This is a genomic window from Paraburkholderia sp. SARCC-3016 (assembly GCF_031119615.1).
Lineage (GTDB): Bacteria > Pseudomonadota > Gammaproteobacteria > Burkholderiales > Burkholderiaceae > Paraburkholderia.
The window spans coordinates 304,255-330,144 of sequence record NZ_JAVHZD010000002.1 but is presented as its reverse complement, the minus strand read 5'-3'; the positions used below and the strand labels follow the sequence as shown (position 1 = coordinate 330,144).

Genomic DNA, 25,890 nt, shown 5'->3' with positions numbered 1-25,890 from the left:
ATGCCGGTGACAAGCCCGGAATTCTACCGGCATCCCGCTTCCATTCCCGATCACTACCTCGCAAAACGCATGACTGATTCAATGACGATGCGGCGCTGCCGGATCGGCGCATTGCACTTCCGGACATCCAGCACACGCCGCGAGATAACGCAGCCATACCTTATCTCAGGTCGTTATTTTTTTCGAGGTCATATGGGGTTGACGATTCGAGGTGGCTTTCATCCTTCGAATGAAGGAATCGGCATACCGTCCGCACCAGGCGGACGGCAGGTGGACTTCCAATCGCCGCGCGCGTTCGGGTCCGAATCCAGCGCAGCCGCGACGGGCGGCTCGAAACACGTCGGAGGTGGCGTCGGGAGCACGGATGAGCCGGCCGGCAACCTCGCCGCATACGATCCGCGCAATCCGGCCGCGAGGTCCTTGGACGCGATTGCACGCTCTACCATTGGCCACGGATCGACTTGCGGCGCCGCTGCGCACGCCGCGCAGGCAGGGCTCGAGGCAGTGCCTGCGCGCTACGCGCGCAAGCCGAATGGCGAATTGCGGACGGATACGGATCACGCCGGGATCTATCTCGACGGGACAGGGCAGCGATACCTGAAACAGAACAAAACCACATATCCATGCAAGCACGACGGACAGACGTGGCGGATCGTGCAGCCAGACGATCGCCAGAAGCCGGGAATCCCGGTCAAGCTGGATGAACACGGGGTCTGGAGACTCAATGCGAACGTGGGGCTGCCCGCCGGCGGAGACGAAAAGTCACCGAGGTTTACCGAACTGACGAACCGCAAGCGATCGCTGGAGTTGGACGTTATGCGGTCCGAGAACAGATGGCGGCAGCTCAATGCGCAATATCTGGACGTCAGGCGCCGATGGGAAGAGGCGGAGCGCAAACTACAGAGTTTGCGTCCGCAAGATGGTCATTCGCCCTCGGATATGCGGCCCTATAGCGATGCGATCGCGCTCGAGCATCAGAAACTGGACCTGGAGCGCGAACGCGATATGGAACACAGCAAATACAACTATGCCCGGATGGATTTGCGATCGGTTGAAGACGAACTCACGAGCTTGAACCTCTTCACGTACTAATGTGAAATCAGTGGCATCCCGCTTGTCGCGCGGTCGCATCGATCGCACGCTTTGCCTTCTCGACGATCTCATCGATCTCGCTCTTCGCGATAACGAGCGGCGGCGACAGCAACATCCGGTCTCCTGTCGCGCGCATGATCAGATTGTCGTTGAAGCAGAAATCGCGGCACACTGTGCCGACCTCCGCGCCATTTTCAAAGCGGCGGCGCGCAGCGGGTTCCCTCGCAAGTTGCACGCCGGCAACCAGCCCCGTACCGACCACCTCGCCGACAATCGGATGCCCCGCAAACGTCTCGCGCAACAGCGCCTGAAAATACGGCCCCGTTTCATGTCTGACACGCTCGACAATACCTTCGTCGCGCAACAGCGTGAGATTGGCTATCGCGACCGCGGCAGCGACCGGATGGCCCGAATAGGTCATCCCGTGATTGAATTCGCCGTTTTCGATCAGTGCTCGCGCGATACGGTCGTGCAAGCCGACCGCGCCCATCGGCACATATCCGCTTGTCATTCCTTTCGCTAGCGTAATCAGATCGGGTTCGAAGCCGAAGTGCTGATGCGCGAACCATTCACCGGTGCGTCCAAATCCGCCGATCACTTCATCGGCGACGAGCAGCACATCGTACTTGCGGCAAATGCGTTGAATTTCAGGCCAATAGCTCGACGGTGGAAAAATCACGCCACCCGCTCCCTGGAAAGGCTCACCGATAAATGCGGCGACGTTCTGTGCCCCGATCTCCAGAATTTTCGCTTCGAGTTGCCGGGCGCGGTCGAGGCCGAATGCGTCAGGCGTGATGTCGGCCGCCGCTTCGCCGAAGAAGTACGGCTGATCGATATGCGCGATATGCGGCATCGGCGACGGCATCTGCTCGTGCATATAGTCCATGCCGCCCAATGTGGCGCCCGCGATTGTCGAGCCGTGGTAGCCGTTCGTGCGTGAGATCACATACTTCTTGCCGGGTTTGCCGAGCGCAGCCCAATAGCGATGCGCGATTCGCAGCATCGTGTCGTTGGCCTCGGAGCCGCTGTTGCAATAAAAGAAGTGATTGAACGGCGCAGGCGTCAATTCGGCAAGCAGCGCCGACAGCTCGATCACAGGCGGATGCGTGGTCTTGAAGAAGGTGTTGTAAAACGATAGTTCCCGAATCTGCCGATATGCGGCGTCAGCGAGTTCCTTGCGGCCGTAGCCGATGTTTACGCACCAGAGACCGGCCATCCCGTCGATAATCCGGTTACCGTCGGAATCCCACAGGTAAACCCCTTCCGCTTTCACTATCACGCGGCTGCCGGTGCGATTCAGCGTTCCCATATCGGAGAACGGATGGATGTGATGTGCAGCGTCGAGCGTGCGGTACTCGGCGGTGCTGCGTGTGTGCGGCGATGCTTCGACTTCGGGTTCGTCATGTATCGTCGGCGTTTGCGTCGCGTAGAGGTTTGCTTCTGTCGTAGAACTCATGGTCGGCTCCGGTATTGTTAGACATGCAGCAGCAAATGCCTGCGTTCCCACGAGCTGATCACGCGAAAGAACGCTTCATATTCGATTTCCTTCAGTGTCAGGTAGGCCTTGACGAAGCGCTCTCCGAGCGTTTCGGCCAGCGGCGTGCATGCCGACATCAGCGTGAGACCCTCTTCGAGATTGCGCGGCAGTTGATACGGCATCTGATAACCGTCGCTCGACAGCGGCTCGGTCGGACGCAGATGCTGCGTCATGCCGAGGTAGCCGGCCGCGAGTGTGCCGGCAATCGCGAGGTACGGATTGCAATCGACGCCCGGAATCCGGTTCTCGATGCGTCGCGCGCCAGGCCCCGAATGCGGAATGCGAAAACCGACCGTGCGGTTGTCGTAGCCCCATTGCACGTTGATCGGCGCCGCCATGAAACGCGACAGCCGGCGGTACGAGTTGATGTACGGCGCGAAAATCGGCATCAACGCAGGCGTGTACTTCTGCAGGCCCGCGAGATAGCCGTGGAAGAGGGCGGTGGGCTCGCCGTCGTGGCCGGTAAACAGGTTTTCGCCGCTATGGCTGTCGACGAGACTTTGATGCACGTGCATCGCCGAACCCGGTTCGCTCTCCATCGGCTTCGCCATGAAGGTCGCGTACATCTGATGACGCAATGCCGCTTCCCGCACGGTGCGCTTGAACAGAAACACACGGTCCGCCAGATTGAGCGGGTCGCCATGCAGGAAGTTGATTTCCATCTGCGCGGCGCCCACTTCGTGAATCAGCGTGTCTACTTCGAGTTCCTGAACGTCGCAATACTCGTAGATGTCCTCGAAAAGCGGATCGAATTCGTTGACCGCTTCGATCGAATACGCCTGCCGCCCTGTTTCGGCACGGCCGGTGCGGCCGATGGGCGGCTGAAGCGGCAGGTCCGGGTCCTTGTTCATATCGACGAGATAGAACTCGAGTTCGGGCGCGACAATCGGCTTCCAGCCCTTCTCCCGATAGAGATCGAGCACGCGCCGCAAGACACGGCGCGGCGAGATTTCAACAGGCGTGCCGTCGAAATGCACGCAATCGTGGATGACCTGCGCGGTCGGATCGACGGCCCACGGGATGATGCGGATCGTCGATGCATCGGGCACGCATACCATGTCCGGATCGGTCACGCCGGTCAGGCTGCCGTTCGACGGGTAATCGCCCGTTACGGTCTGCACCATGACGGCCTGCGGCAGGCGCATCGATTCGCCGGATTCGAACTTGCTGCGCGGAATGATCTTGCCGCGCGCGATACCGGCCATATCGGGAATGATGGCTTCGATCTCGGTGATGTGATGCTTCTTTAGAAACTCATCGATGTCGTACATGATTGTTCTCTCTGTGGGCCCGCCACTGCGTAAGTGTTGTCGCCAGTGCGCACGTCGCCGGATTGGAACGCTTCGTTCAGATCGTCGTTCTGTCGGCGATGACGCTGGTCAATGGTTTTGTTTGCATGACTAATGGTTGAACATAACGTGTTTGGGAAGGTGAGAGAACGCGTATGAATAGCGTTCTTTGGTGCAACCGCGGTCAGCGCATCGCACTACGCGACGCGAATAGCCAGGCTACGCGCCGCGCATGGCGGCGTGCCAGATGAGGCGCGCGTCGAAAAACGCACGCGCGCGTAGTGCTGATAGCAGTGTCGGCTCGTGCGCAATCGCGCCGCTGGGCAGCGCAAACGCATGCACAGACAAGGCGAAACAGAGCGGTAGCGAAAAAGGAAACGCCGGAAGAGGCGCTAGGGAAGCAGGGACGCGACGCCGTCCGAATGAATGGCGACGAAGGCGCGTGCGCAGACGACGTTGTGGCGTCTGACCGAACGGCGGGAAAGAATGGCGAAGACGGGCAGGAAGCGGCGCAATGCAAGTATTGCGCGCATGCCGCTACCGATACCGTCGGCGTTGGTGCAGTCAGCGCGAAGACACCTCGCGGGCCGACCACGGTTCCACCTTACCAAAGGGCCTCGGATTCTCACGATGACACTCGATCTGGCGACGTTAAAAAAGATGGCCTTACGTAATCAGGATATACGAGCCAGAAAACGTGTCAATTCCTTTCAAGGCGTGCACATGACACATGCATGGCAACGAAAATGAGCGGCTTTCATGCGCCGCTGCTGCCGTTGTCCTTGCGCGAACGTCGCGTCTCGCGTGTGCGTGCGGTGTCCCGCAGCGCGGCTTCGGCCTGCTCGAGCCGACGCGTCGCTTCGCTTACGTCATGGCGAAATTGCGCAAGCGCGGCGCGCGCGACGTCGGGCGGCTGTAGCGCGGACCACAGGACGTCGATGAGCCGGTCCGCGGTTGCATCGATATCGGAGCGGCGATTGGCGAGCGTCGCCTCCCACAGCACATGCTCCATCGGCCCGAACACGAGCGAGCGCAACAGGCGCAGCGGCATGTCGGCGCGCACCTGGCCCGTGGCCTGTCCCTGTGCGAGCACGCGCATCAGCGGTGCGGTATAGCGCCGGTGCAGTCCCGTTAGCGCCTCGCTCAGCTCATGCTGCTGCGTGCGCCCTTCGGACAGCACGAGCGAGCACAGCCCGGTGCCGTTGACGAGCATGAGCCGCAAATGGGTGCGCACGATGAACGCGAACTGCTGACGCACGCCGCCGTCGCGCGGCAGGCCTGCTTCGATCGCTTCGATGATTTCGTCGTACCAGTCTCCGATCACGCGTGCGCACAACTCGCGCTTGCCGCGGAAATAGCTGAATACGGTGGCTTCGGAAATGCCGAGACGATGCGCGATCTCGGCCGTGGTCGCCCGCTCGTATCCTTTCTCGGAGAACACGTCGCGGCCGGCTTCGAGAATTTCCTTCACACGCTGCTGCGACTTGCGTCCCGCCGGCTGCCGGCGTGAAGCCGGTGTCTCGTCCCTTGTTACGCGCATCATATGAGCCCAACCCAGATTTCAGTGCCGGATGGCCCGGCGCCAGTCGATACTAGCATGGCACGTAAGGCTTCAGTACGTCGGCCGTTTTATGAGCTTCGCTCAGAAATACCTATTGACGCTTACGTAAATCTGGCGTGAAATGCGCACTGTAACGGTGTTTGCGATGGCATATCGCGGCGGCAAATCGTATTCGTCGGTCGCGGAAAATCTTGAGCCTGGCTCAGAAAGGTCGCGCTACCGCAATGCGGCATGCGCGTCGCGCATCGGCGCGACGCTGGATGCGCTGCACATCGGGCCTTATATCAAACCTTGTATTAGGCCTCGTACCGCGCGTCATCACGGGCCGCCGCATCCAGGCCGCACCTCCGACCGCTCACCTGGGAGATTCGAATGAGCAACTTGCCCGGCCTGCAATTCCCGCTCGGCGAAGAAGTCGAAATGCTGCGTGACAGCATCGCGGGGTTCGCGGCGAAAGAAATCGCACCGCGTGCCGGCGAAATCGACCGCACCGATCAATTCCCCATGGATCTCTGGCGCAAGTTCGGCGATCTCGGCGTGCTCGGCATGACGGTGGCGGAGGAATACGGCGGCGCGAACATGGGCTACACCGCGCATATGGTTGCGATGGAGGAGATCTCGCGCGCATCGGCGTCGGTCGGGTTGTCTTACGGCGCGCATTCGAATCTGTGCGTGAACCAGATCCATCGCAACGGCACCGAAGCACAGAAGCGCAAGTATTTGCCGAAGCTCGTGTCGGGCGAACACGTCGGCGCGCTCGCGATGAGCGAGCCGAATGCGGGCTCGGATGTCGTCAGCATGAAATTGCGTGCGGACAAAAAGGGCGACCATTACGTATTGAACGGTACCAAGATGTGGATCACCAACGGTCCCGATTGCGATACGTTGGTCGTCTATGCGAAGACGGACGTCGAAGCGGGCGCGCGCGGCATCACCGCGTTCATCGTCGAGAAGGGCATGCGCGGTTTTTCGGTTGCGCAGAAGCTCGATAAGCTCGGTATGCGCGGCTCGCATACCGGCGAACTCGTGTTTCGGGACGTCGAGGTGCCGCAGGAAAATGTGCTCGGTGAACTGAACGGCGGCGTCAAGGTGTTGATGAGCGGACTCGACTACGAGCGCGCCGTTCTGGCGGGCGGCCCGACCGGCATCATGGCCGCCGTGATGGACGCCGTGGTGCCCTATGTGCACGACCGCAAGCAGTTCGGCCAGTCGATCGGCGAATTCCAGCTGATCCAGGGCAAACTCGCCGATCTCTATACGACGTTCCAGGCATGCCGCGCGTATCTGTATGCGGTGGGCCACAATCTCGACACGCTCGGCAAGGATCATATTCGCCATGTGCGCAAGGATTGCGCGGGCGTGATTCTCTATACGGCGGAAAAGGCCACGTGGATGGCCGGCGAGGCGATCCAGATTCTCGGCGGCAATGGCTATATCAACGAGTATCCGGTTGGCCGCTTGTGGCGCGATGCGAAGCTTTACGAGATCGGTGCGGGCACGAGCGAAATTCGCCGGATGCTGATCGGCCGCGAGCTGTTTGCCGAAACAATGTAGCGGCGAACCGGATCGTATCGCGGCGTGGCTGCCCGCAATGGCAACAAACGCACGCGAGGCATCAGAAGAAGGAGAAGCATGCAATGCCGGTGATCGAAACGAAGTTGAACCCGCGCTCGGACGATTTCCGCGCAAACGCCGCCGCACTCGAAGCGCTTGTCGCAGACTTGCGCGACAGGATCGGCAAGCTCGCGCTCGGTGGCGGAGAAGCCGCGCGCGACAAGCACGTATCGCGCGGCAAGCTGTTGCCGCGCGAGCGCGTGGCGCAACTGCTCGACCCCGGCACGCCGTTTCTCGAACTCTCGCAGCTTGCCGCATTCGGCATGTATAACGACGACGCACCGGGCGCGGGCGTCATCACCGGCATCGGACGGATCGCAGGGCAGGAATGCGTGATCGTCTGCAACGACGCGACCGTCAAAGGCGGCACGTACTACCCGATCACCGTCAAGAAGCACGTGCGAGCGCAGGAGATCGCCGCCGAAAACCGCTTGCCTTGCGTGTATCTCGTCGATTCCGGCGGCGCCAATCTGCCGAATCAGGACGACGTGTTTCCCGATCGCGACCACTTCGGCCGTATCTTTTACAACCAGGCAAATCTGTCCGCCGCGGGCATTCCGCAGATCGCCGTGGTGATGGGATCGTGCACCGCGGGCGGGGCCTATGTGCCGGCCATGAGCGACGAGTCGATCATCGTAAGGAACCAGGGCACGATTTTTCTTGGCGGTCCTCCGCTCGTGAAGGCCGCGACCGGTGAAGAAGTCAGTGCCGAAGATTTGGGCGGCGGCGATGTGCACACGCGTTTGTCGGGCGTAGCCGATCATCTCGCCCAGAACGACGCGCACGCGCTCGCCATCGCGCGCAGCATCGTCGCGAATCTGAACCGGCGCAAGGATCAGCCGCTCGCGCTGCGCGAGCCGAAGCCGCCGCGATACGACGCGAAGAGCATCTACGGCGTGATTCCGGTCGATACGCGCAAGCCATTCGATATTCGTGAAGTGATCGCGCGCATCGTCGACGATTCCGCTTTCGATGAATTCAAGGCCCGCTACGGCACGACGCTCGTCACGGGTTTCGCGCACATCTGGGGGCATCCGGTCGGCATCGTTGCGAACAACGGCATACTTTTTTCGGAGTCTGCGTTGAAGGGCGCGCATTTCATCGAACTGTGCTGCCAGCGCAAGATTCCGCTCGTGTTCCTGCAGAACATCACGGGCTTTATGGTCGGCCGCAAGTACGAGAACGAAGGCATCGCGCGCAATGGCGCGAAGATGGTCACCGCGGTCGCGACGGCGAAGGTGCCGAAGTTTACGGTGATCATCGGCGGATCGTTCGGCGCGGGCAACTATGGGATGTGCGGCCGCGCGTATTCGCCGCGTTTTCTGTGGATGTGGCCGAACGCGCGCATCTCGGTGATGGGCGGCGAGCAGGCCGCATCGGTGCTCGCCACCGTGAAGCGCGACGGTATCGAAGCGAAGGGCGGCACATGGAGCGCGGCCGAAGAAGAGGCTTTCAAGCAGCCGATTCGCGAGCAATACGAGCACCAGGGCCACCCGTACTATGCAAGCGCGCGACTATGGGACGACGGCGTGATCGATCCGGCGCAAACGCGCGACGTGCTCGGACTGGGGTTGTCGGCTGCGATGAACGCGCCGATCGAGGACACGCGTTTCGGCGTATTCCGCATGTAATGCAGCGGATGCAATGCGGCGCACGGAATGCGCACGATCTTGCAGGCTCGCGCGAGGAGTTTCGAATGGTGAATGAACTGAACCCTGAAACGCTGATCGTCGAATTCACGCATCAGGTGGCGACGGTCACGCTGAATCGTCCAGACGTACGCAACGCGTTCAACGAAACGATGATCGCCGAGTTGACCGCGGTGTTTCGCGAACTCGCCGAGCGCGACGACGTGCGTGCCGTCGTGCTCGGCGCAAATGGCAAGGCGTTCTGCGCCGGTGCGGACCTGAACTGGATGAAGAAGATGGCCGGCTACTCAGACGACGAGAACCGCGCCGACGCATTGCGCCTTGCCGATATGCTGTGGTCGATCTACCGCTGCCCGAAGCCCGTGATCGCGCGCGTGAACGGCGATGCATACGCGGGCGGGATGGGTCTCATCTCCGCGTGCGATATCGTGATTGCCGTCGACACCGCGCATTTCTGCCTCTCCGAGGCCCGTTTGGGCCTGATTCCGGCGACGATCGCACCGTACGTGATCCGCGCACTCGGCGAACGCGCTTCGCGTCGTTACTTTGCGACGGCCGAGCAGTTCGACTGCGCGACCGCGCTGCGGCTCGGTTTCGTCAGCGAAGTGGTCGGCGCAGACAAGCTCGACGACACCGTGCAGCAACTTGCGGCGATTCTATGTTCGAACGGACCGCGCGCGGTGCGCGCCTGCAAGCAACTCGTGCAGGACATCGCAGACCGCGAACTCGACCGGGCCCTGATCGAGGAAACGGCCGTTCGCATCGCGCAGGTGCGGGCTGGCGCCGAAGGGCGCGAAGGCGTGGCATCGTTTCTCGAGAAGCGCGCGCCCGTGTGGCGCACACAATAAGTCAACAGGCAAACTACAGCGCCAGGGCAGACTCATGTTCAACAGGATCCTCATTGCGAACCGAGGCGAAATCGCATGCCGCGTTGCGGCCACGTGCAAGCGGCTTGGCATTGCAAGCGTGGCGGTCTATTCCGATGCGGATGCGAACGCGAAGCACGTCGCAGCTTGCGACGAAGCCGTGCATATCGGCGGTTCGACCGCGGCGGAAAGTTACCTGCGTATCGACCGCATTATCGACGCGGCGCGCGCAAGCGGCGCGCAGGCCGTGCACCCGGGCTACGGCTTCCTGTCGGAAAACGAAGACTTCGCGCGCGCGTGCAAGGCGGCCGGCCTCGTCTTTATCGGACCGCCTGTCGAGGCCATCGCGGCGATGGGCTCGAAGGCCGCCGCCAAGGCGTTGATGCATGCCGCCGCGGTCCCGCTCGTACCGGGTTATCACGGCGACAATCAGGACGCTGATCTGCTCAGGCGCGAAGCGGACGCGATCGGCTTCCCGGTGCTGCTGAAAGCAAGCGCGGGCGGCGGCGGCAAAGGTATGCGCGTCGTCGAGCGTGGCGACGATTTCGCGGCGGCGCTCGTGTCGTGCAAACGCGAAGCGGCGAGCAGCTTCGGCAATGATCGCGTGCTGATCGAAAAGTATCTGACACGGCCGCGCCACGTCGAAGTGCAGGTGTTCGCCGATACGCATGGCGGCGCGGTCTATCTGTTCGATCGCGACTGCTCGGTGCAGCGGCGTCACCAGAAAGTGCTCGAAGAAGCGCCCGCGCCCGGGCTCTCCGATGCGTTGCGCCGTGCGATGGGCGAAGCAGCGGTCGCGGCCGCGCGCGCGGTCGACTATGTCGGCGCCGGCACCGTCGAATTCATCATGACGGGCGGCGATTTCTACTTCATGGAAATGAACACGCGGCTGCAGGTCGAGCATCCGGTCACCGAGATGGTGACCGGACACGACCTCGTCGAATGGCAGTTGCGCGTCGCGGCCGGCGAAGCGTTGCCGTGCGCGCAGCACCAGTTGCAGCTAACTGGACACGCGATCGAAGCGCGCATCTATGCCGAGCATCCGGCGCGCGGTTTTCTGCCGTCGACGGGCACGCTCAAGCATTTGCGCATGCCGGAAGGCGTCGAGTTCACGGTCGCCATGCAGCAGGGCGGTCCGCGTGCGCCCGTGCGCATCGACAGCGGCGTGCGCGAGGGCGACACGATCACGCCGTTCTACGACCCGATGATCGCGAAGCTGATCGTGCATGGGGCGACGCGCGCCGACGCGTTGCAGCGCATGAGCCGCGCGCTGCAGGCATGCGAAGTGGTCGGGCCGCATACGAATGTCGAGTTTTTGCGGCGGATCGTGACAAGCGAGCCGTTCGCGAGCGCCGACCTCGATACGGGTTTGATCGAACGTCATCGCGATACGTTGTTCGCACCGACGCAAAAGCCGTTCGACGCCGCGCTTGCGCTTGCCTGTGCGGCCCTGCTCGAGCGCGAGGGCGACGCGGCGGGCGGCGCTGCGGCCGCGTGCGGCACGTCGCCGTGGAAAGCGCTCGCGCACTGGCGTCTGAACGGCGGTTATCGACGGACGTTGAACTGGAACGACGTCGAAAGCGATGCGCCGTTCGTCGTCACCTTCGCACGCGACGGTGACGCGCAGGCGCTCGAATTCGCGGGTCGCGAGGAGCCGTTCGCGTGGTGGGCCGGCACGACGCCGCACGAATATGGTGCGACGCTTGGGAATACCCGCGTGACGGGCCGCGTGTTTATCGATGGCGATACGTTTCATGTGTTCTGCCGCGGCGAGGCGCTCGCATTCGAATGGCAGAACCTGCTTGCGCATGCCGCGGATGCCGAGCATGGCGAAGGACGCCTGACGGCGCCGATGCCGGGCAAGGTCATCGCGGTGCTCGTCGAGCCCGGCGAAAAGGTCGAAAAGGGCGCACCGCTGATCGTGATGGAAGCGATGAAAATGGAGCATACGATCGGTGCGCCTGCTGCGGGTACGGTGGCCGAACTGCTGTACGCGATCGGCGATCAGGTCGCCGAAGGGGCGCAATTGCTCGTGCTGGCAAGCGAGTGATCCGCATAGTGTGAGCGCCCGCAAGCATGCGCCGCGTCACGCCAGCCGCGCATAGCCGCGTTCGATGGCCTCGTTTTCCAGCTCGGTGATACGCGCGTAGTCGTCCATCGAGCACGTTTCAAAGCCCTTTAAACGCAGCCGCCGCGCTCGCTCGGGCTGCAACAGCAGCGCTTCCTTCAACGCGCTTCTCAACGCAATGATCCGATCCGCCGGCAGCGCTTTCGATGCAATCAGCGGCAAGCCCGGCGATGCTTCGGTCCATCCGATCTGCTTCACGGCATGCGCAAGCGCCGGCCGTTCGTCGCACACGAACGCCATCGTCACGCAGTCGATCGCGGCAAGATCCGCGCGGCGTTCGGCCACGGCTTGCAGCGAAGCGAGATGTGAGCCGGTCTCGATGCTTGAATCGAAGAAGCGGCCGCCGCGCGCCAACGGTGCGAAGACATGCCGCAATGTATTGAAGCCGCTGTGCGAATCGGTCTGGTTGAACGCGACTGTCGAACCGCGCAAGCTTTCGAGCGTTGCGAACGATGCACCCGCATGCGTGATCAGCGCGCTCGAATAGCGGGGACCGTCGCAGCCCGGCGCGTCAAAGCAAGGCGTTGCAACGAGTTGTACCGCGTCGCGCAATTCGTGCGTCAACGGGTAGCCGCACGTTTGCGACAGCAGCAGATCGTTGCGGCGCCAGAGCGCCGATAAGTCGTTACCGCCGTCGACTATGCGCGCCGCAGGCTCGACGATGCCGAGCACGTCCGCAAGCCAATCGCGCCAGCACGCTGCGAGCGATGGCGAGACGTTGTACATCGGCAGCGCGGCAATCCAGGGAACGGAATTCATGATGCGCCCGATTCTGGCATATCGTCGGAGCCTCGCCAAACCGCGCCGACTGCGGCAAGCGCGCGACGCCATATGGCCACGCCATGGCGCGACCGCGCTGCGTCACGGTCATTCGACGTGATTGAGCACGTCGAGCGCGGACTTGCAGGCCCCCTGCAATTGTTCGCGCATCAGGTCCTGCACGCGCGGATCGTGATTTACGATCGCGTCGCGAATCCGCACCGACTGCTCGAACGACGCCCGCATGCGCCCGCCGCGCGCCATCGCGATACGCCGCACGCGCCGCACCGGACCGATCAGCGCGGCATGGCTCTCCTGCAGCGTGTGGTTATCGGCGATCGTCATCACGACCGTATAGAAGCGATCGAGCGCATCGACATAGCTCGCGGGATTGTCGTCGGCAACGGCGCTTTCCATCGCGGCGACCACGTCATCGAGCTGCGCCCGGCCGAGCGCGGTAATGCGGTCCGCGGCGAGTTGCACCGCAAGGCACTCGAGCGCCGAACGTACCGTATAGATTTCTTCGACGTCGCGCACGCTGACCGAGCGCACGAACGCGCCGATGCGCGGCAGCATCGTGACGAGCCCTTCGCGTTCGAGCTGCGCGAACGCTTCGCGCATCGGCGTGCGGCTCACATTCAATTGCTTCGCGACCTGTACTTCGGACAGGCGGCTGCCGGGCGCGAGCACGCCTTCGACGATCGCCTCGCGCAGCGCCGGCACGACGACGCCTTCGCTCAACGAGTCGCTCGTCGCATGGATGGTGCGCATGCGCGCATGGTACTTGCGGCCGATCGTATCGAGCGGCGGCGCGAGCGGCATGTCCTGATGCTGGCCTTTCTCGGCTTTTTTTGCGGTTCGCAATTGGAGCTCCCTTCTCCCTTCCGGTGATCGTATAACCCCTCGCCGAGCATTCCGGTTGACACTGCGATATTCATTGAATACGCTGTATACAGATTATACAACATCGAACCTGCCGTACCAAGGCCTGAACCAACACCCGCACCAAGACCCGAACCAAGGAGAGCACGTGGATCACGTTTCTTTGCCGCAGCCCGTATCGATCGAGAAATCCGGCGCGGTGCTCACGTTCACGCTGAACAACCCGGATGCCGCCAATGAAATCACCGGGCCGATGTTCGACGCGATGATCGCCGCGCTGCGCAGCGAAGCGATCGAGCCGAGCGCGCGCGTGCTGCGGCTGCGCGCTGTGGGCAACGCATTCTGCAAGGGACGCGAACGCGCGGGCCGCGACGCGGCGTCGGTTCATGCGGAAGTTGCACGGCTTATCGAATTGAAGAAGCTGCTGCGCAGCACGTCGCTGATCAGCGTCGCCGAGGTGCAGGGCGACGCATTCGGATTCGGGTTCGGCCTCGCGATCCTGTGCGATTTCGCGATCGTATCGAGCGCCGCGCGCCTTGCGTTCCCGGAGATGAAAGCCGGGCTGCCGCCGGCCGCGATCATGGCCTACCTTGGCCGCTATGCGCTGCCCAAGCGCGTGTTCCCGATGGTGCTGTTCGGCGAACCGCTTGCGCCTGCTGTCGCGCTCGACGCGGGCCTGATCACGCAGGTTGCCGAGCCCGATACGCTGAGCGCGGCAACCGACACGCTGATCGAACGGATCCTCGCGCTCGACGAGACCGGCGCCCGCGATTGCAAGGTGTTTTTCCAGGCCGCGGAAGAAAACGCGCTCGAACAGAACTTCCGCTTCGCAACGGAAACGCTGACCGTGACGACCATGCGGCTGTTGCAAAGCCGCTGAGCGCCGAACCGCCGACGTCGCAATCCTTGACGCGATCGTCAACGCAACACCCGACACACGCCCGCGGCAACCACCCCCCGCCGCGCAAAACAACAACCGACCGGAAACTGGCTGGAGACGTACAACATGAACGTGAACGCAGGTGCAAGACTCGACCGGCTGCCGATGTCGGCGTTTCATCGCCGGATCATGTGGCTGATCGGCATCGGCATGTTTTTCGACGGATTCGACATCTATGTCGCGTCGACGGTGCTCGGCGCGACGCTGAAAACAGGCTTCTCGACCCTCGCGCAAAACGCGTTGTTCGTGTCGCTGACGTTCCTCGGCATGATGCTCGGCTCGCTCGTCACCGGCTTCCTCGGGGATCGTTTCGGACGCCGCTTCACGTATCAGGTGAATCTGGCGATCTTCGGCCTCGCGTCGCTCGGGGCAGCGATTTCTCCGACCATGAACCTGCTGATCGCGTGCCGCTTCCTGATGGGCGTGGGTCTTGGCGCTGAAAACGTGGTCGGCTACTCGACGCTCGCCGAGTTCGTTCCGCCGCGTTCGCGCGGCCGGCTGCAAGGACTGATGGCGGTGTTCGTCGTGACCGGCCTGCCGATCGCGGGGCTGATCGGTTTGCTCGTGATTCCCGCGCTCGGCTGGCGAGCGATGTTCGTGCTTGGCGGCATCGGCGCGCTCGGCGTCTGGTACGCGCGCAAGTCGCTGCCCGAGTCGCCGCGCTGGCTGGAATCCGCGGGCCGCGAAAAGGAAGCCGAGGCGATCCTGCAGCGCATCGAGGGCGAAGTCACGAACGAGCAGGGCAAGCCGTTGCCGCCGCCGGCCGTCGCGGCCGCGAAGTCCGCGCATGCGCAGCAGCCGATGAGCTTCGCGTCGCTGTTCTCAGGCACGATGCTGCAGCGGATGATTGTCGGCTGCGTGTGTCTCGTGGTGATCAATACGCTGCTGTATGGCTTCGTCACGTGGCTGCCGACGTTCTTCGTGCATCAGGGCTTCAGCATTGCCAAGTCGTTCGGCTATGCGCTCGTGATGTCGATCGGCGCGCCCGTCGGTTCGGCCATCGGCGCCTTTACCGCGGATTCCTGGGGGCGCAAGAAGACGATCATCATCGCGTCGTTGCTGGCCATTCTGTTCGGCGCGATCTATCCGTTCGTCAGCAATCCGCTGTTGCTGCCGGTGGTGGGCCTGCTGCTGACCATACCGATCTATGTGCTCGTCGCGCTGCTGTTCGCGGTGTACGTGCCCGAACTGTTCCCGACCGAAGTGCGTCTGCGCGCATCGGGCATCTGTAATACCCTGGGGCGTGGCGCGACGATCGTGACGCCGTTTATCGTGGTTTCGCTGTTTGCGCAGCATGGCGTGGTCGGCGTGCTGGCGCTGATGATCGGGCTGCTCGCGGTCCAGATCGTGGTGGTCGCATGGCTCGGCGTCGAACCGACGGGCCAGCGCCTCGAAGACCTTCAACCGGGCGACGCGCTCGCGCGCGACGGCGTCAACGCTGCCGCGCGCGTGTCGCCGCTCAAGTAATCAACCCAATCGCACGAAACCGCACCGAACCCGCAAGGAAATCGAAAAGGAAATCGCAATGGATGCAGTCAACAAGCAGCACCTCGAAGCCCAGCTTCTGATCGATGGCGAATGGACTGGCGCCGAAGGCGGCCACACGATGGACATCGTGAATCCGGCAACGGGCGCCGTGATCGGCAGCCTCGCCGCGGCGTCGGAAGCCGATGTCGATCGCGCGGTGCGCGCCGGCCATGCGGCGTTCGAGCGCGGCGAGTGGCGCGATATGCCGATTCAGCAGCGCTCGCGCATCATGAACAGATTTGCCGACCTGTTCGAAGCCGACCTCGAGAATTTCTACAAGCTCGAAACACTGAACAACGGCCGGCCGATCGCCGAAACGCGCGCGCAGATTTCGCGCCTGCCGCAGTTCTATCGATACTTTGCGGCGCTGTCGCTGACACGCCGTAGCGACGTGATTCCGATCGAAGGCCCGTACCTCTGTTATACGCAGCGCGTGGCGCTCGGCGTCGTCGCGCTGATGACGTCGTTCAATCATCCGTTGATGATTCTGTCGAAAAGCCTTGCGCCGGCGCTCGCGACCGGCAATAGCGTCGTCATCAAGGCATCCGAACAAACTCCGCTGACGACGGTGCGTCTCGTACGCCTGCTCGAAGAGGCGGGCGTGCCGAAGGGCGTGGTCAACGTCGTGAACGGCGAAGGCCGCGTATGCGGCGCGGCGCTCGCGAAGCACGAGCTGATCCGCAAGGTCGTGTTCACGGGCGGCACGGAGGTGGGCCGCTCGATCGGCGAAGCGGCCGCGCGCACCTTCGCGCTGACTACGCTCGAACTGGGCGGCAAGGGTGCGGTGATCCTGTTCGACGATATGGATATCGAACGGGCCGTCAACGGCGCCGCATTTGCGTCGTTCATCGGCGCCGGGCAGACGTGTGTGTGCGGCGCCCGCATTCTCGTTCAGGAAACGATCTATCAGCAATTTCTCGAACGTTTCCGCGCGAAGGCGGCCGGCATCCGCGTCGGCAACCCCGAAGACCCGAAGACGCAACTGGGCCCGGTGATTTCCGACCGGTCGCGGCAGCGCATTCTCGCCATGCTCGCGCGCGCCGAACAGGATGGTGCGAAGCTTTTGACGGGCGGCAAGATTCCGTCGCATCTGTCGCAAGGCTTCTTCCTCGAGCCGACGGTGCTGTACGACGTCAATCCGGGCTGCGAAATCGGCCAGGAAGAAGTGTTCGGCCCGGTCACCGTGGTGATGCCGTTCAAGGACGAAGCCGACGCGATCCGCATTGCCAACGACTCGCAGTTCGGCCTTGCCGCCTCCGTGTGGACGATCGACGTTGCGCGCGCGCATCGTGTGGCGAGCAAGCTCGAGTTCGGCATGGTCTGGGTCAACGACCATCACCGTCTCGACCCGGCATCGCCGTGGGGCGGCTTCAAGAACAGCGGCGTGGGCCGCGAGACCGGCATCGAGTCGTTCGACCAGTTCACCGAGCCGCGCGCGGTGACGGTCAACACGACGGGCAAGACAGTCGACTGGTATGCAGACGACGGTCAGTTGAAGCGTCTGAACTGAAGACGCGCACGCCGTAGCAGAAGCTTCGGTTGCGTCGGCCGGCGCCGCGTCGAAGCGGCGCCGGTTTGCGCGATGGCGTGGACCGGATGCGTGACCGGTTTTGCCGCGTACGACGCAAGCCAGTCGCCATACCCGTGCACGAGAAAACCGCCGTTGCGCAGCAGATAGTCCGTGCGGCGCTCGCGGTAGATGCGACGCAGTGCAAACCACGGCAACCCCGGCAGATCGTGGTGCACCGCGTGGTAGTTGTTGTTCAGAAACAGCAGCCGCCAGTACCACGCCGCCTCATTGATGACCGAGCGATGCTCGTACGCATCCGCGCCGCGATGCTCGTGAAACGAGCGGATCGCATTCAACGCCAGCGCCGGATAACCGGCGCCGGCAATAAAAAGCCACGGTGAAATGCCGCAGTCGCGCGCGAGCCACGTCGTCAATGCGGCAAGTGCCGCACCATGTGCGAGCCACGCGGGCACGTCGCTGAAATCGCGCTTTACGAGCTTGCGCGCCGCGCCGCTTGCGGTCGCGGCAAGCGAAAACGCGGGGCCTAGCAGCACGCGCCCGACAAACGTATTGCGCGCCGTCAAGCATGCGCGCAGTATCGGGCCCGCTCGATTCCACGCGTCAGGACTGACAAAATAGCTTTCCGGATCGTGTTCGGGGCGTGTCAGATGCGGATCGTCGTGATGACGCAAATGCAGCTCGCGATACACGCGGTACGGAAGCCATACCGCGAGCGGCATGAAACCGATCAGCCCATTGATAAGCGGCGAACGTGTCGGGTGCCCATGCAGCAGTTCGTGCTGCAGCGACAGATACCATGCGCCGAATAGCGCGAGCAGCGCGATCGTAACGGGCATTCCGAGTTCGCGCGCGTGCGTCGCGGCGCCGAACCAGCCGGCGTAAATCGCCACGATGACGAGCCATGTCGGCCATTCGCTGCGCCACGTCCAGCTCGCGCGGCGACGTGACAGAACTTCACGCTGGGTGTCATCGAGATAAAAAGCCATCGGCGGATCCGGTCGTTGATGCGCCGGGCCGAAAGCCCTGACGTCGATCGAACCCGATGCTACTGGCCGGTTACGCGTGGTGAAACCAATTTGTCATGCGAAGCTTCGCTGAAAAACCGCTTAAGCGGCTCACCCGTGCTTCGCGAGCATGCATTGATGATCGAGCAACGGCTCGGCCGTGCCGCTGCCGTCTTCGATATTCAGCGCGCTATTGACGATCAGCCAGCCGTCCTTCGTGGTTCGCCCCGCTCCCGTGACGAGTATGGTCTGCTCGGCCATCTGACCGGAATCCGGAAGATCGCGCGCAACGACCCGGAACGGATTGTTTTCGCCCTCGAGGTTCGGCACGCGCATCACGCGATAGCGCTGTTTATCGAGTGTCGCCGGATGCCACTGGAACAGCACCTGGTCGCGATACGGCGCAAGCGCGGCAACGATATCGTCGCGCATGCAATCGATATGTATATGCAGCTGCTCTTGCGATCGCCGGAACTGGGAATTGATCTCGAGCCCGAGCTGATCGTCCTGCAACTGAACCTTGGCCCGGGCATTGACGTAATGCCGCGAGTTCCACGCATCGACCCAGTAATCGGGCGCGTCGGGTTGCAGAATCAGCGGGCTTTCCATGCCGCTCACGCGGTCGGTCGGAATCAGCAGAAACTGCGTGGCGCCGACGATATCCTTCAGGATCGCATAGTGTTTCTTCAGATTGACGTCGGTGCATGCGCCGGGTTTCCCGATCGACTGCTCGGGCGGCACGCACTGTTCACTGACGATCTGCCATAGCGCATTCGGATTGCTGGCCGCCAGCGACGCGCAGGCGCCCACGAACACGGCCAGCGAAAAGACCAGTGTTTTTCGCAAGAGGAGGAGCATGGAGGAGACTCATCGGTAGTTAGATTGTGGGTGGCGCGAGTGCGCCGAGAACCTGTTCGAATGCGCTACCGATCGCAAGCAGTTGCCGGTCGCTGCCGACCGGCCCATCGAGTTCGATGCCTACGGGCAAACCGTCCGCGGTGCGTCCCGCGGGCAGCGACAAACCGGGCAGCCCCGCGTTGGCGGAAGGGTCCGTGTTGCGCAGATAGGCCATCATCGTATCGAGCATGCGGCCATGCAGCGATACGACGGACGAGCCGCGAATTTCGTCGAGCGGCGTCGCCGGAAGAATCGTGGTTGGAAACATCAATGCATCGACGCGCCCGTTTGCGAATGTCGTTGCATAAAGCTGCTGCAGTTGCGGCCGCCATGTCGTGAGCGCGGCCTGATAGAGCGGCGCGAACGGGTCTGCAAGAATCGCTTCGAATATTTCGCGCACGTCGGGGCTCGCAATGGAGCGTGCGAGTTCCTCGACCGTCTGCACCGGCGCGTCGTTCGCGACGAGCCATGCACGCACGTCGGCCAGCGTTTCGTGAGCCGTGATCGGTGCCGTGCGGTCGTTGAGCGGCATCAGTTCGCGCATCTCGAGTTCGACGAACGTGACCCCCGCGGCTGCGAGCTTGCGCCGCGCGGCGCGCGCGACCGCTTCGAGCGATGCATCGAGGCCGTCCCACAATGGCGCGGGCAAGCCGATGCGCAAGCCCGACAGTGCCACCGGCGGCTGTGCGGCGTCGCCAGTAATGACCGCGTCGAGCAGCGCGGCATCGGCCACGGTGCGCGTGATCGGGCCGACGGTGTCGCGCGTGTGGCTCAACGGCAGCAGCGCTTGCGGATCGTGATAGCGGCGCTCGGCGCCGCCGTTGCCGACCGAAGGCCGAAAGCCGACACACCCGGTCAGCGCGGCCGGAATGCGGTTCGAACCGCTCGTGTCGGTGCCGAGACCGGCCGTCACGATGCGAGCGGCGACCGCGACCGCATTGCCGCCCGACGAGCCGCCCGGAATCAGGCCCGGGTCGTACGGATTGCGCACGGGGCCCGGCGCCGCGAAATTCGTGCTCGTGATGCCGCATGCGAGCTCGTGCATGTTCGCTTTTCCGAGCAGCACTGCGCCTGCGTCGAGCAGGCGCTGCACCGATGGCGCGTTGGTTTTCGGTTTGAAGTCCGCGAGTGCGGGCGTCGCGCCGGCGGTCTGCAGGTCCGCCGTGTTGATGTTGTCCTTGACGATCACGGGCAGGCCCGCGAGCGGCAGACGCGCTTTCTCGCCGGGCGATAGCGCGTCGATACGCTGCGCGGCCGCGAGCGCGCCTTCCATATTGAGCGCGGTCAAGGCATTGAGGCTCGACAGCGCCGCCGCGCGTGCGAGCAGCGTCGCAACGTAATCGGTTGCGAGCAGCTTGCCCGCCTGGATGGCCGCAACTGCTTCGCATGCGCTCAGTGCCAGCTGTTCGTCGACGGTCCATGCCATGCGTGTTCCCTCCCGGTCGGACGCGCGAAGCCCAGCTCGCGCCGGCGCGCTCGGACCGCGCGGCGCGAATCGGACGCAACGCTGCACCCGTTACTTCTTCATGAAACGCAGAGCGAGCCGCGCGAGCCGCGGCATCAGCGTGGGGCGCAGAAGACGCACATCATAGCCGCTCATGCGCTGCTCGTTTTCGACGAGGCATAGCTCGAGAAGTTGCCGTGCGTCGAGCGCAGCGCCGATCGTTGCGCTGTTCGCGGCCAGAAAATTCGAGTCGTGCATCACGCCGTCGGCGTCCATGCCCTTCGCGATGCCTACGCGGTCCCACACCAGTTTGACCCAGATCGCGGCGACGCGCAGCGAATGCCACGGGCGGCGCCACCACGGCATCCTGCGCCTATGCCACGCGACCCAGTTGATGAAGAAGAGGATATGGCGCGCCTCTTCCTGAATGACGGGCTCGAACGTTTCGACGAGCGATTCGGGGAAGTAGCCCGATTGCTGGGCCGAGCGGAACAGGCCGAAGGCGAAGAAGCTGTCGATGCATTCGCTGTAGCCCGTGAACATCCATGCCCATTCGGCGTCGCGCGGCGCCGGGTATTCAGGCTCCGGCGCGAGTTCGATGCCGTAGGCGGCGACGAGGTGCGACAGCACATGCTTGTGGCGCGCTTCTTCGGCGCCGTCCATTTCGATCGCTTCGCGCAGCAGCGGATCTTTGACCGTGGCCGCGTATGTGGCCACGCGAATCGATGCGCGGCCTTCGGTTTGCACGGCGATGTCCCAGATCGGCAGCGAAGTGAGGCGCTGCAGTGCGTCGGGTGCGAGCGCAGGCCAGTCGAGTACCGCGGGTTTATAGGGATTATGGGTTTCCAGCAGCATGCGGCAGAACATCTGCTTGTGGGCCTCGGAGCCGATCCGCATACGGGCCTGGTCCCGGAATGTCCAGTTTCGCAGCGCGTGATCTTCGCCGGCAGCATCTGTCAGGGTATCGGACATGGCAAATTTATTTAAGGCATCTTACGTAAGACATATGTCGCCCTATTTTGTCACAACACACTGGAACGGCGCTTGCACCGGCACGACAGGCGTGGCTGACGGCCTTGGCCACGAATCGCGCGCGGCGCGCGCGAGGCCTTTGTGTGGCCTTGGTGTGGCCTTGGTGTGGCCTTGATTTGGCCTTGTGTGGCCTTGGTGTGGTCTTGCTGCGGCTTGGATGAAAGGGGAGCGCGCCGATACCGGACGGACCCGGCAAGCGTTGGCGTGCGCGCGTCTTGCGCGCGATTCGGTGACTAACCGGCGAGGCGCCGCGCCGTTATTGATGGTCGTCGACCCACAGGCGTCCCCAGCGGAATGCATAGGCGAGCGCATGCTCTTCGTCGAAGAAGTAGTCAAGGGCGTCGAACGAATAGGCGCGCCCCGGCTCGGCCGCGCTTTTCTCGATGGTCAGATTGGCCGCGAACAGCCCGTTCGGCAGGCGCTGCGCAGCGGGTGCGACCTGGTAACCCTTGTAGCGAATCAGTCGGTTCATTTGCTCTTGCATCCGGTTTTATTGTCCGGTTGACGCGACTATCGGTCGCCAATGCGCGTCCGTCTGTGGGCTGGCACACGGTTTCGCGGACGCTTTGTGCGCACGGCCGCATTGCTGTGCGCAATGGGTCGTCGCGCGACGGGCGGCGCAACGTGATGGACGCAACGTGATGGACGCAACGAGCGCGCGCGTGTGAAGCCGCGATGCGCGGCGCCAAGGGTGGGGTGTCAGTCGGCCAGCGCGAAGATCCCGGCGGCGCCTGCATGCGACGGGCCGCCGCCGGCCGCACCGTTATCGCCTGCTTGCGCCTCGCTGCCGAATGCGAGCGCGAACTGGGCGGCCTGGCGGCCGACGGTTGCGAGCTGCCCGGCGACCTTCGGGTCCGAGCAAAGCCCCGCGTTGTCGAAGCTAGTCTCGAGCGTATTGATGCCGGCGCCGAACGGTGTCGGCCAGCCGCGCAGCGCGTGCACGATCGAGCGCAGCGACGTGAGCACGGAGCCCGCGGCCTGCCAGCCGTATGCGGTGACGATACAGCCGGCCGCACGGCCATCGAGATACGGGCGTGCATCGTCGCGCAGGTCTTCGAGCGTATCGAGCGCATTCTTGACGAGCCCCGATACGCCGCCGTGATAGCCGGGCGTTGCGATGACAAGCGCATCGGCGTTGCGCACGGCTTCGATCAGCTCGAGCTGTTCGTCGGTGCGCTCGCTATTTTCAGGTGCATAGTGCGGCAGCCGATGCAGGAATGCGCCGCCGAACACGCGCGTCTGCGCACCGGCTTCCTGCGCGCCGCGCAGCGCGACGGCAAGCGCGCGCTCGGTCGACGATGCGGCGCGCGTCGTGCCGCCGATGCCGACTACGAGCGGCGCGCGGGAATGCTCGAAACGGTTCAACTGAAAGACTCCTTGCTCGGTGACGTCGGCTGCGATGACCGCATCGCGTGCAGCGCGAACGATTGGGCGCGCGGATGGACAACGGCCAGAATCGCTATCTTAGAGTTGCATGTGCGCGGCGCGAACCGACTTTTCGTTCTAACGATATACCGAACAGGGTTTGTTTGCAGGAACGCAGGCCGGTATGCCGCTGCGCACACGATGCCGTTGCGAAGCGGCGTCATGAAGTTCAACGCGCTTGCGATGCCGGGAACGCCGGGTGCGTTGCGTTCGAGGTCGGTGCACCAGCCATATCGTCGTGCATCGAGGGAATTGCTTCGGATAACGGATAGGCCTTCCCCGTCCACGGAGCAAGACTGCTTTCCCACTTCGCGATGACCGCCGACGCGATGCTGTTGCCGACCACATTCGTTGTCGTACGCCCCATATCGATGAACTGGTCGATCGCGAGCAGCAGCACGACGCCTTCGACCGGCAGCCCGAACAGCGGCAAGGTGGCTGCAATCACGACGATTGCCGCGCGCGGCACGCCGGCCACGCCCTTGCTCGTCAGCATCATCACGAGCAGCATCCAGAACTGTTGGCCGAACGACAGGTGAATGTTGTACGCCTGCGCGATAAAAAGCGCGGCGAACGCCTGATACATCATCGATCCGTCCAGATTGAACGAGTATGCGAGCGGCAGCACGAAGTTGCTGATACGCGGCTTGACGCCGAAGCGTGTCAGCTGCTCGATCGTTTTCGGATAAGCGGCTTCGCTGCTCGCCGTGCAAAACGCGATAATCATCGGCTCGCGAATCAGCTTCACGAGTGCGAAGACCGGTTTGCCGAGCACGCCGTAGCCGGCCGCGAGCAGCACGCACCACAACACGATCATGCTGAAATAGACCGCGCCGATAAACTTGCCATACGTGACAAGCATGCCGAGGCCTTGCACGGTAATGACAGCGGCCACCGCGCCGAATACGCCGAGCGGCGCGAACCACATCACGTAACCTGTAATTCTGAGCATGATCGAGAACAACCCCTCGATCGACGACAGCAGCGCGGGAGGCAGCCGGTCTTTCATCGTGCCCATGGCGATACCGAAGAATAGCGAGAACACGAGGATCGGCAATATCTCGTTGTTCGCCATTGCTTCGATTACGCTCGAAGGCACGATGTGCGTAATGAAATTGTGCAGATTGAACGCGGCAGTGCTGACGCCGGCCGCCGCGCCCGCGGCGGGCACGTGCAGATTCATTGCGTGCCCGAGGTCGAAGGCGTTGGCGAGCACCATGCCGATCAATAGCGACATGAACGACGCGCACATAAACCAGCCGAGCGCCTTCAGGCCCGCCCGGCCGACCGCCTTCGGGTCGCCGATCGCGGCCAGCCCCGCAACGATGCCGCTGAATACGAGCGGCGCGATCACCATTTTGATGAGGCGCAGAAAGATATCGGTAATCAACGAGAAACTGCTGGCCATTTCTTTCGCCGCTGCAGGCGAGTCGGCCGATTGATGGCACACGTACCCCGCGGCAATGCCGATCAGCATGCCGATGACGATGGCCAGCCCCAGTCTGTTCTGTTTCACGCTTTGTCTCCCGCGCTCAGGCGCATTGAAAATGACTTACGCGTTACGGGCGGTGCGCCGTTTTTTGCGGATTTGCATGGCGCGCCGCAGTCGTATCTTCATCGACCAAAATTCAACGCGACGTATCCGGCGACTCTGCGCGCAGCGGCGAGTGCGCAGTGTTTTGTGTGGCGAGGTTCACAGTGAAACAACGGGCTGCGCGTGCTGCGGATGCGTGGCTGATTCTGCGCCTGCTCGTGTAGTCGGTTGCGCAGAGGGCAGCGGTTCGAACCCATAGGCATAACGTATGCAGCGCTGCGCGAGAACGGCAGTTGCATCGAGCACGGGCCGTGTGAGATCGCCATCGGCAAGCACGAGCGGAACCTCCGAGCAGGCCGCGATCACCATATCCGCACCGGCGTCGACGAGCGTTTCGCCGTAGGCACGCATCGCAATTTGCGCCGGGGCGGACCGGTCGCCGAGTTTGATCCGGTACAGCAGCGCCATCAGTTTTTCCTGGTCAACAGCGTCAAGAACGATAGTGCGGCGTCCGGTCCGGATGAAAGCGTTTTGATAGAGAAGCGCGTGAATGCAGCCGCTCGTCGCCAGCAGACCGAAGCGCAGTGCATGGGGGAATGCGTTTTCGCAGATCGCGCTGGTCTCGTCGATCATGCTCACGAACGGCACGCTGACCGCCGCGCGAATTTCAGGCTCGAACGCATGAGCGGTATTGCACGGCATCACCAGAAAATCGGCGCCCGCGCGTTCGAGGCCGGCCGCCATCGCAGCGAGCGTGGCTCCCGGCGACGCGCCGCGGCCGGCGATGGCCTCGCTGCGGTCGGGCACCTTGGGGTTTGAATCGATCAGGACGCGCAGATGATCCTGCTCGCGCTCGGCGGGCGTCGCGGCCGTGAGCTTGGTGAGAAAGTCGGCCGTTGCCTGCGGGCCCATGCCGCCCAGCACGCCGATCACAAGCCCTGCCGATGATGCGCCATTGCCCATGACGATCCTCGATTGCGGAAGGTATGGCGTCGATGATAGTTTTCAGCGCGGCAATGTTCCAGATCCATTTGCGGCGCCGATGTTTGTCACGCGTGTAAGCCTTGCGATTTGCATACTTCGGCCACACCGACGACCGTTTTATGCAAAAATTCTGCCCTTGCCGACGAGCGCGATGAAGAAAAATGAAAGGCTCGCCGGATCACCATGGGGAAACCC

Annotated in this window: 22 protein-coding genes; 8 read left to right on the top strand and 14 right to left on the bottom strand. The window is 63.0% G+C overall.

Going from position 1 to position 25,890, the window contains the following annotated elements; all coding sequences use genetic code 11:
• Positions 1–1,092 carry a hypothetical protein gene (locus tag QYH69_RS03855; RefSeq protein WP_308830582.1) on the top strand — a complete coding sequence of 364 codons (1,092 nt, stop codon included), beginning with the start codon at positions 1–3 and terminating at the stop codon, positions 1,090–1,092.
• Positions 1,093–1,099: 7 nt separating this feature from the next.
• Here the strand turns inward: QYH69_RS03855 and QYH69_RS03850 are convergent, their stop codons facing one another.
• The 4 genes from QYH69_RS03850 to QYH69_RS03835 form a co-directional block, all read right to left on the bottom strand.
• A complete protein-coding gene (locus QYH69_RS03850) occupies positions 1,100–2,548 on the bottom strand; it encodes an aspartate aminotransferase family protein (protein ID WP_308830581.1) in 1,449 nt (482 codons plus the stop codon).
• 17 nt (positions 2,549–2,565) lie between these two features.
• Complete coding sequence (locus tag QYH69_RS03845; protein WP_308830580.1) at positions 2,566–3,900, bottom strand: glutamine synthetase family protein; 1,335 nt, start codon at positions 3,898–3,900, stop codon at positions 2,566–2,568.
• Positions 3,901–4,310: 410 nt separating this feature from the next.
• Entirely contained in the window at positions 4,311–4,529 is a 219-nt protein-coding gene (locus QYH69_RS03840; protein ID WP_374992342.1) for a hypothetical protein, read from the bottom strand.
• A gap of 146 nt (positions 4,530–4,675) precedes the next feature.
• Positions 4,676–5,461 carry a TetR/AcrR family transcriptional regulator gene (locus QYH69_RS03835; protein WP_308830578.1) on the bottom strand — a complete coding sequence of 262 codons (786 nt, stop codon included), beginning with the start codon at positions 5,459–5,461 and terminating at the stop codon, positions 4,676–4,678.
• Positions 5,462–5,851: 390 nt separating this feature from the next.
• On the opposite strand from QYH69_RS03835, the gene QYH69_RS03830 reads away from it, so the two are divergent.
• From QYH69_RS03830 to QYH69_RS03815, 4 genes are all read left to right on the top strand, one after another.
• Positions 5,852–7,033, top strand: a complete 1,182-nt coding sequence (locus QYH69_RS03830) for an isovaleryl-CoA dehydrogenase (RefSeq protein WP_308830577.1) — start codon at positions 5,852–5,854, stop codon at positions 7,031–7,033.
• A gap of 83 nt (positions 7,034–7,116) precedes the next feature.
• The gene (locus QYH69_RS03825) at positions 7,117–8,724 is read left to right on the top strand and encodes a carboxyl transferase domain-containing protein (RefSeq protein ID WP_308830576.1); all 1,608 of its coding nucleotides are present in this window, start codon (positions 7,117–7,119) and stop codon (positions 8,722–8,724) included.
• Positions 8,725–8,801: 77 nt separating this feature from the next.
• Positions 8,802–9,590 (top strand): enoyl-CoA hydratase/isomerase family protein, encoded by a 789-nt coding sequence (locus QYH69_RS03820; protein WP_308830634.1) that lies wholly within the window; start codon positions 8,802–8,804, stop codon positions 9,588–9,590.
• A gap of 34 nt (positions 9,591–9,624) precedes the next feature.
• Positions 9,625–11,658 carry an acetyl/propionyl/methylcrotonyl-CoA carboxylase subunit alpha gene (locus tag QYH69_RS03815; RefSeq protein WP_308830575.1) on the top strand — a complete coding sequence of 678 codons (2,034 nt, stop codon included), beginning with the start codon at positions 9,625–9,627 and terminating at the stop codon, positions 11,656–11,658.
• Positions 11,659–11,694: 36 nt separating this feature from the next.
• On the opposite strand, the gene QYH69_RS03810 is transcribed toward QYH69_RS03815, so the two are convergent.
• Positions 11,695–12,495, bottom strand: a complete 801-nt coding sequence (locus tag QYH69_RS03810) for a PhnD/SsuA/transferrin family substrate-binding protein (RefSeq protein WP_308830574.1) — start codon at positions 12,493–12,495, stop codon at positions 11,695–11,697.
• A gap of 108 nt (positions 12,496–12,603) precedes the next feature.
• Positions 12,604–13,359, bottom strand: a complete 756-nt coding sequence (locus QYH69_RS03805; RefSeq protein ID WP_308830573.1) for a GntR family transcriptional regulator — start codon at positions 13,357–13,359, stop codon at positions 12,604–12,606.
• A gap of 166 nt (positions 13,360–13,525) precedes the next feature.
• Here QYH69_RS03805 and QYH69_RS03800 point away from each other — a divergent pair, with 166 nt between their 5' ends.
• The 3 genes from QYH69_RS03800 (at position 13,526) to QYH69_RS03790 (ending at position 17,354) form a co-directional block, all read left to right on the top strand.
• Positions 13,526–14,257: an enoyl-CoA hydratase/isomerase family protein gene (locus QYH69_RS03800; RefSeq protein WP_308830572.1), complete on the top strand. Its 732-nt coding sequence runs from the start codon at positions 13,526–13,528 to the stop codon at positions 14,255–14,257.
• Positions 14,258–14,383: 126 nt separating this feature from the next.
• Positions 14,384–15,784, top strand: a complete 1,401-nt coding sequence (locus tag QYH69_RS03795) for an MFS transporter (protein WP_308830571.1) — start codon at positions 14,384–14,386, stop codon at positions 15,782–15,784.
• A 58-nt stretch (positions 15,785–15,842) separates the two neighbouring features.
• Complete coding sequence (locus QYH69_RS03790; RefSeq protein WP_308830570.1) at positions 15,843–17,354, top strand: aldehyde dehydrogenase; 1,512 nt, start codon at positions 15,843–15,845, stop codon at positions 17,352–17,354.
• On the opposite strand, the gene QYH69_RS03785 is transcribed toward QYH69_RS03790, so the two are convergent.
• The 8 genes from QYH69_RS03785 to QYH69_RS03750 form a co-directional block, all read right to left on the bottom strand.
• On the bottom strand, positions 17,333–18,361 hold the full coding sequence (locus QYH69_RS03785) for a fatty acid desaturase (protein ID WP_308830569.1): 1,029 nt from the start codon (positions 18,359–18,361) through the stop codon (positions 17,333–17,335). The two genes, QYH69_RS03790 and QYH69_RS03785, sit on opposite strands and share 22 nt — an antisense overlap.
• 129 nt (positions 18,362–18,490) lie before the next feature.
• Entirely contained in the window at positions 18,491–19,237 is a 747-nt protein-coding gene (locus QYH69_RS03780) for a CDP-diacylglycerol diphosphatase (RefSeq protein ID WP_308830568.1), read from the bottom strand.
• Between the two features lie 19 nt (positions 19,238–19,256).
• Positions 19,257–20,702: an indoleacetamide hydrolase gene (gene iaaH, locus QYH69_RS03775; protein ID WP_308830567.1), complete on the bottom strand. Its 1,446-nt coding sequence runs from the start codon at positions 20,700–20,702 to the stop codon at positions 19,257–19,259.
• 90 nt (positions 20,703–20,792) lie between these two features.
• Positions 20,793–21,692 carry a ferritin-like domain-containing protein gene (locus tag QYH69_RS03770; protein ID WP_308830566.1) on the bottom strand — a complete coding sequence of 300 codons (900 nt, stop codon included), beginning with the start codon at positions 21,690–21,692 and terminating at the stop codon, positions 20,793–20,795.
• Positions 21,693–22,008: 316 nt separating this feature from the next.
• Positions 22,009–22,224 carry a transcriptional regulator gene (locus QYH69_RS03765; protein ID WP_075161591.1) on the bottom strand — a complete coding sequence of 72 codons (216 nt, stop codon included), beginning with the start codon at positions 22,222–22,224 and terminating at the stop codon, positions 22,009–22,011.
• A 227-nt stretch (positions 22,225–22,451) separates the two neighbouring features.
• Positions 22,452–23,117, bottom strand: coding sequence for an NAD(P)H-dependent oxidoreductase (locus tag QYH69_RS03760; RefSeq protein ID WP_308830565.1), 666 nt, complete (start codon positions 23,115–23,117; stop codon positions 22,452–22,454).
• A gap of 229 nt (positions 23,118–23,346) precedes the next feature.
• Positions 23,347–24,693 (bottom strand): dicarboxylate/amino acid:cation symporter, encoded by a 1,347-nt coding sequence (locus QYH69_RS03755; RefSeq protein WP_308830564.1) that lies wholly within the window; start codon positions 24,691–24,693, stop codon positions 23,347–23,349.
• 177 nt (positions 24,694–24,870) lie between these two features.
• A complete protein-coding gene (locus QYH69_RS03750) occupies positions 24,871–25,674 on the bottom strand; it encodes an amino acid racemase (RefSeq protein ID WP_308830563.1) in 804 nt (267 codons plus the stop codon).
• Between the last annotated feature and the right edge of the window lie 216 nt (positions 25,675–25,890).